This window comes from Actinopolymorpha sp. B9G3 (assembly GCF_040120725.1).
In the GTDB taxonomy this organism is placed as follows: domain Bacteria; phylum Actinomycetota; class Actinomycetes; order Propionibacteriales; family Actinopolymorphaceae; genus Thermasporomyces.
Window position 1 is genome coordinate 69,635 of sequence record NZ_JBEEAB010000028.1, and the last position, 6,058, is coordinate 75,692.

A 6,058-nucleotide genomic window follows, 5' to 3' on the forward strand; every position below is an offset into this window, starting at 1 on the left:
ACCTATCGCGCGGCGTCGGCCTCCGTCGCCGTCGAGGGCAGCGGACGTACGCCCGGCTCGCCGGCGTCGGCGTGGTAGTCGCCGGCGGCGGTGGCGTCGCGTCCCTCCGCGACCTTCAACGCCCGGAAGACGAACGTGAGGACGATCGCGACCACGACGTTGAGCACCCACGCGGTGAGAGCGACGTAGCCGTTCTCGCCGAGCAGCGGAATCGGCGCCGTCGAGCCGCCGAAGTGCTGCGCGCCGGTGACCGGATTGACGATGTTGTACGCCGTCCAGGTGCCGTAGGCCATGCCCACCACCCAGCCGGCGAACAACGCCCACCGGTGGAACCACCGGGTGTAGAGCCCGAACACGATCGACGGGAACGTCTGCAGAATCCAGATCCCGCCGAGGAGCTGCAGGTTGATGGCGAAGCTCTTGTCGAGACCGAGCACGAACAGCAGCGCGCCGAACTTCACGAGTAGCGAGACCACCTTGCTCTGACGTGCCTCGTCGGCATGGCTGGCGTTGGGCCGCAGAAACGCCTTGTAGACATTGCGCGTCCACAGGTTCGCGGCGGCGATCGACATGATGGCGGCCGGCACCAGCGCTCCGATGGCGACCGCGGCGAACGCCACGCCGGCGAACCAGCTCGGGAACATCGCCTCGAACAGCATCGGCACCGAGAGTTGCGCGTTGGGCTCGCCGTTGAGGCCGACCGGGTTGATCTCCGCGGCGATCGCCATGAAACCGAGCAGGGCGAGCAGCGCCAGCAGCAGGGAGTACGCCGGCAGGATCGCGGCGTTGCGCCGTGGCACGGTGCGGTTCTTGGCCGACAGCACGGCGGTGACGGCGTGCGGGTACATGAACAACGCCATCGCCGAGCCGAGGGCGAGCGTCGCATACGGCCACGCCTGGCCGACGCCGACGAAGGAGAATCCCTCCCCGCGTCCGGCATCGGTGTCTGCCGCACCGAACTTCGCCCCTGCCGCGTCGAAGATCGACCCCCAACCGCCAAGCCTGGTGGGGATGTAGACGATGGCGATAATGATGACGAGGTAGATGAGCGTGTCCTTGACGAACGCGATCAGGGCCGGCGCACGCAGCCCGGAAGAGTACGTGTAGGCCGCGAGAACCGCGAACGCGAGGAACAGCGGGGCGTCCGCCGCGATGATGTTGCCGGACCCGCCGAGCCCCATGACCTCGAACACCGCCTGGATTCCGACGAGCTGCAAGGCGATGTAGGGCATTGTCGCGAGGATGCCGGTCAGCGCGACCGCGAGGGCGAGTGCCCGCGAGTCGAATCGTCCGCGTACGAAGTCGGCCGGCGTCACGTAGCCGTGGCGGTGCGAGACCGACCAGAGGCGCGGCAGGAAGAGAAACACCAACGGATAGACGATGATGGTGTACGGAACGGCGAAGAATCCGACAGCGCCCGACGCGAACATCAGCGCGGGTACGGCGACGAAGGTGTACGCCGTGTAGAGGTCACCACCCAGCAGGAACCAAGTCACCCAGGTGCCGAACCGGCGTCCGCCAAGGCCCCATTCGTCCAAGCTGGCAAGGGTGGAACCCTTGCGCCAGCGCGCCGCCATGAAACCCATGACGGTGACGGCGAGGAAGAGCAGGACGACAACGCTGAGGGCGATGGCATCGATCCCGTCCTTCATCACGCACCGCCTCCGGTCTCGTCACCCGCGGACCGTCCGCTGACTGCCTGCCGCTTCTCGCGCTGAACGAGGAGATAGGCGGCGAGTGTGCAGAGGGCGGAGAGGAAGATCCACAACAGCTGGTACCAGTAGAAGAACGGAAATCCGCCAAGTCGTGGCTCGACACGGGCGTAGGACGAGACCCACAGGGTTGCCACGAACGGCAACAGGAGCAGGACTCCGATCAGCACCCTCGTCGGCGTGACGAATGGCAGGTTCTGGCGCGCCGGTGCGCCCATCACGACCACCTCCACGGCAGACAGCGGGTCCAAGGATGACGGATCGCCCGCGGCAATGCGACCAAAAGGCGACAAAAGGACGGCGGGCAGCGCTGAGCGGGTCCTTATGGGCGACGAGCGGAAAAGATCGAGGGCTCACTCGCCCGCAGGACGCGCAGGAGGACGAGCAGGAGGTCGGCCCGGACGTCCGGCGGCTTGCCGAACAGCTCCACGTCAGCGGGCGTCTGCGCGCCGTGAACGCCCAACGCGAGTTGCAGGTGCAGCGCCCGGAGAAATTCCGTGGTGTTGCCCGCGGCCGGTGTCGGCCACTCCGGTGCCGGGTCCGACTCGGCGCCCTCGGGCGGAACGACGCTCGCGGCCAGCCGTTCGATCCAGGGTTCGAGGACGTCGATGCCGAGCCGGTTGCGATGCAGGACGGCCATGATGGCGAACGCGAGGCGGTCGTACTCCCCATGGAAGAGGCGGTACGGAGTCGGTGTCAGCAGCCGGTCTGCGACCACGTCGAGGAGCACGGTGAGCTCGAGCTTGCCGAAATGCGGCGAGCGGGCCAGTGCGGCGATCAGGTCCGCGCCATGGGCGACGGAGTGGGCCCAGCCCTTGCCGGCGACGTAGCCGCGAAGGTCGCGCTCGCGAACGAACCACGAGGCGGCTCGGTCGCCCCACCGGAAGATCGCGTCGGAGTGGACGGCCCGCGCCACCTGGTCCCGCAGCACCGTCTCGGCGAGCAGCAGGGCCGAGAACGACCTACGCAGCACGGTGTCCGTGCCGTCCTGCCCGAGACCGGTGAAGAGCCCTTCGGAGATGCCGTCGCCGAAACCTGCCAGCAGGTCGTCGTAGACCCCGTCGCGAATCCAGGTGGCGAGGGTCGGGTAGGCGATCCCGTCGCGGACCAGGGGGTCGGGGTCGCCCAGCATCTGGACCAGCTCGGTCGTGAGGTCGTCGAGCGGGCGGTCAGCAGGCAGCTTGAAGCCGCTTGCGCGGACATGCTCCCAAAACGCTGACCGAACGCCCACGGCGGACATCCTTCCAGACGGGTCTGCGGGTCACGGTGAGTGGCCCGGCACGCACCGTCGACCGAGACCGGAACCCGTGGTGAGTGTCCCGGCCGCCCTGTCGATCAGGGTGGCGAGCCGTTCCAGCCGGTCCGGCGCAGCGGTGGAGATACGCTCTCGACGTGCCTTCCCTCGACGACGTCGTACGGCATTACACCGATCTCGACGACGCAGACCGCGAATGGTTGCACAGGCTGGTCGCCGAATGGCAGATGCTCGCCGACCTTTCCTTCGCCGACCTCGTCCTGTGGGTGCCCGACCGCGAAGGGTTGGGTTTCTGGGCATGCGCGCAGATGCGTCCGACCACCGGCCCGACGGCGCACCTGGACGATCTGGTGGGTTCGTTCGTTCCGCGGGGACGGCGAGCCCTGCTCGACTCCGCGTACGACGATGGTCGGATCTGCCGTGAGGGTGACCCGGAATGGCGGGACGAAGTGCCCGTACGGATCGAAAGCATCCCCGTTCGCCGGGTCGACCGTGTCCTCGGGGTGATCACCCGCAACACCAACCTGCTGTCCGTACGCACGCCCAGCCGGTTGGAGTTGACCTACCTCAAGACCGCGACGGACCTCGCCCAGATGATCGGCGAGGGAGGCTTCCCGTTGCCGGGGGAGCGGGTCGACCTGGGGTCGGCGCCGCGGGTCGGTGACGGGCTGGTGCGGCTCGACGCCGAGGGCATCGTGACCTTCGCCAGCCCGAACGCCCAGTCTGCGTACCGTCGGCTCGGTCTCACCGGTGACCTGCTCGGGTGCCACCTGGGCACGACGACGGCCGAGCTTGTGCCGCCGTCGCGGCGTCCGGTCGACGAGGCTTTGGGCGTGCTGATCTCCGGACGCGCACCGCGAGAGACCGAGATCGAGACCGACGCCGCGGTCGTCAGCGTGCGGGTGATCCCGTTGGTGCCGAAGGGACTGGCTGCCGGGGCGCTCGTTCTGCTGCGCGACGTCACCGACCTGCGCCGGCGCGAACGTGAGCTGCTCACCAAGGACGCGACCATCCGTGAGATCCACCACCGGGTGAAGAACAACCTGCAGACGGTCGCAGCCCTCCTGCGACTACAGGCGCGGCGCCTCGGCTCGACCGGCGGTCGTGAGGCGTTGGAGGAGGCGGTCCGCCGAGTCGGGACCATCGCGATCGTGCACGAGACGTTGTCGACGGCGTTCGAGGAGCGGGTCGACTTCGACGAGGTGGTCGACCGGGTGCTCGCGATGGTCGCGGAGGTGTCGATCCCGGAGACCCGCGTGGTACCGCGTCGGGTGGGGACGATCGGGATGCTCGACTCCGAGCGGGCCGCGCCCCTGGCGATGGTGATCACCGAGGTGGCTCAGAACGCCGTCCAGCACGGTGTCGGTCGTACGGGCGGCAAGGTCGAGCTCAGCGCCGAGCGCAAGGGCGGCCGGCTGCGGGTCGTCATCGAGGACGACGGGTCCGGACTCCCGCCCGACTTCGACCCGGAGGTCTCCGGCCGGCTCGGTCTGCAGATCGTTCGCACGCTGGTCGAGAGTGAGCTCGGAGGGGAGTTGGACATCGGTGCCCGCAAGGAAGGTTCGGGAACCCGGGTGGTCCTCGATGTCCCCGATGATGGCGGCTGACAAGCCTTTGACGAACGAGCCCCCGCCAGGCGGCGAGGGCCTTTGACGAACGAGCCCCCGCCAGGCGGCGAGGGCCTTTGACGAACGAGCCCCCGCCAGGCGGCGAGGGCTTTCGGCGAACAAGGCCCCCGCCCGGATGGCGAGGGCCTCTATCGACAGCGTGGCGATCAGATGATGCGGGCTCGGGAACGTGCGGCGCGACGCTTCAGCGCCCGTCGCTCTTCCTCACTCATACCGCCCCAAACGCCGGCGTCCTGTCCAGTCTCGAGGGCCCACTGCAGGCAGAGATCGACGACATTACAACGACGGCAGACCGCCTTGGCCTCCTCGATCTGCAGGAGCGCAGGACCCGTGTTCCCGATCGGGAAGAACAGCTCGGGGTCCTCGTCCCGGCAGGCGGCCCGGTGGCGCCAGTCCATCAAGGTTTCACTCCTTGCGTCGTGCGTGTCGGCCTCCACCGACTACGCATGGTGGGTTTCCGGTTCGTTCTGCTGTGTGAACACTTTCACGATCACTTGCGCGAAGACACGACACGCCAGTCTCCCAGCGGCGCCCACACGGAGTGTGATCGCTTGCCTTGGCCCCCAGCGCATGCACGTTTCAGGTGTGCCGCGCCTCTCTGCAGGCTCGATAGTTTCAACTCCTTCAGCGATACACAAGACCCTTTCTGTGGTAAGCCCTGGAAAAGTCGATGTCAGGTACGTCACAGAGCATCGGGAAAGCTTACGCATCGTGACTAGCGTGCAGAGGGGACTTACCCGATACGAGTCGAATTGACCCATCTACTCTCCGTATCCGTCGCCCGAGGTGGCGGAGATCCGCTTCGTTCGGGTCGGTGGATAGCCTTCAGTCATGGCAAACCGACGCCCGATCGCCGCCGGCCGGGCGAAGCCGTCGACCAGGGCGGATGCGGCGGAGAAAGCGGACAAGGCCGAACGTGCGGGCCCGCAGGGGCGTGGCGACGGGCGACGCGTACCTGCGACACTGCGGGCCGCTGCCGCGCTCTCCGCCGTCGAGGCGGTCGCCGCGGTCGGTTTCGGGGCCTGGCTCGCTCTCGAGTCGCTGGTCCAGGCACCGCGCGGGCTGGCCATCGCGGTCGGTACCGGGGTCTTCGTCGTCGCCGTCGGCGTCGGGTTGGGCGTCCTCGGCTGGGGGCTCTTCCGCGCCCGACACTGGAGCCGCGGCCTGACGGTCGTGCTCCAGCTGCTCATGCTGCCGATCGGCTACGAACTCACCTCGGCACCCACCACACTCGTGGGGATCGGGATGCTCGTCGCCGCGCTCGCCACACTTGCGCTGGTGTTGGCGCCGGTGTCCACGGCGGCGCTCCGCGACTGAAGCGCGGCAGGTGAGAGCGCCTAGGGGGTGTCTGATGGATCACGATCGGCTCGCGGCGTCCCGCATCCCGCCTGGCTGCGTTCTCGTCGATCGGCGCACAAGACCAGTGCGCCTTCCTCCTCGGCCTTGCCAGCCGGGCGCGGATA

6 protein-coding genes are annotated in these 6,058 nt (G+C 68.1%); 2 read left to right on the forward strand and 4 right to left on the reverse strand.

The window, feature by feature from the left end:
* Nucleotides 1-2 precede the first annotated feature (2 nt).
* The 3 genes from mctP to ABNF93_RS30795 all read right to left on the reverse strand — a co-directional run bounded on the left by mctP (nt 3) and on the right by ABNF93_RS30795 (nt 2,943).
* Complete coding sequence (gene mctP / locus ABNF93_RS30785) at nt 3-1,652, reverse strand: monocarboxylate uptake permease MctP (protein ID WP_349331752.1); 1,650 nt, start codon at nt 1,650-1,652, stop codon at nt 3-5.
* The gene (locus ABNF93_RS30790; protein WP_349331753.1) at nt 1,652-1,930 is read right to left on the reverse strand and encodes a DUF3311 domain-containing protein; all 279 of its coding nucleotides are present in this window, start codon (nt 1,928-1,930) and stop codon (nt 1,652-1,654) included. Before ABNF93_RS30790 ends, mctP begins: the two co-directional genes overlap by 1 nt.
* A 104-nt stretch (nt 1,931-2,034) precedes the next feature.
* Nucleotides 2,035-2,943 (reverse strand): DUF2785 domain-containing protein, encoded by a 909-nt coding sequence (locus ABNF93_RS30795; RefSeq protein WP_349331754.1) that lies wholly within the window; start codon nt 2,941-2,943, stop codon nt 2,035-2,037.
* 161 nt (nt 2,944-3,104) lie between these two features.
* Here ABNF93_RS30795 and ABNF93_RS30800 point away from each other — a divergent pair, with 161 nt between their 5' ends.
* Nucleotides 3,105-4,574, forward strand: a complete 1,470-nt coding sequence (locus tag ABNF93_RS30800) for a sensor histidine kinase (RefSeq protein WP_349331755.1) — start codon at nt 3,105-3,107, stop codon at nt 4,572-4,574.
* Nucleotides 4,575-4,741: 167 nt separating this feature from the next.
* Here ABNF93_RS30800 and ABNF93_RS30805 read toward each other — a convergent pair whose 3' ends face one another.
* The gene (locus tag ABNF93_RS30805) at nt 4,742-4,993 is read right to left on the reverse strand and encodes a WhiB family transcriptional regulator (RefSeq protein ID WP_349331758.1); all 252 of its coding nucleotides are present in this window, start codon (nt 4,991-4,993) and stop codon (nt 4,742-4,744) included.
* Nucleotides 4,994-5,426: 433 nt separating this feature from the next.
* Here ABNF93_RS30805 and ABNF93_RS30810 point away from each other — a divergent pair, with 433 nt between their 5' ends.
* Entirely contained in the window at nt 5,427-5,912 is a 486-nt protein-coding gene (locus ABNF93_RS30810; RefSeq protein ID WP_349331756.1) for a hypothetical protein, read from the forward strand.
* Nucleotides 5,913-6,058: the final 146 nt, after the last annotated feature.